The organism is Paenibacillus sp. IITD108 (genome assembly GCF_036541265.1).
Classification (GTDB): domain Bacteria; phylum Bacillota; class Bacilli; order Paenibacillales; family Paenibacillaceae; genus Pristimantibacillus.
Window position 1 is genome coordinate 1 of record NZ_JAZHCT010000102.1, and the last position, 344, is coordinate 344.

Genomic DNA, 344 nt, shown 5'->3' on the forward strand with positions numbered 1-344 from the left:
CTTCTAAAAAGCACTCCTGGTTCTCTGCCGGGGTTGGGTACACAAATGCTGCATTGCTGTAAGGAAGGGATACGACCAACAGCTTGTAGGTCAGTAACTGGTGCCCCCTACTAACTTCCATGGTGGTGAAATCTACTTGCGCTTCACCCGGTGGATGTTCTAGGCGCTCATAGGTTTTGGCTCGTTCCAGCTCGAGTTCGCTCTTTCGTTTGCTTACATAAGCAAGCACGGTTCGTTGTCCACCTGTAAATTGATGTTCATCTCGCAGCCTCTGAAAGATGCGGACCCCCGTATGCCGCTGTTTACGAGGGAGCAGCCGATCTTCCTCCAGCCATGTGTCGACG

General features: G+C 52.0%; 1 pseudogene. It reads right to left on the minus strand.

Annotated features, from left to right (window positions below):
- A pseudogene (locus V1L65_RS28680) lies at positions 1–229 on the minus strand (IS21 family transposase); the annotation flags it as partial.
- Positions 230–344 lie beyond the last annotated feature (115 nt).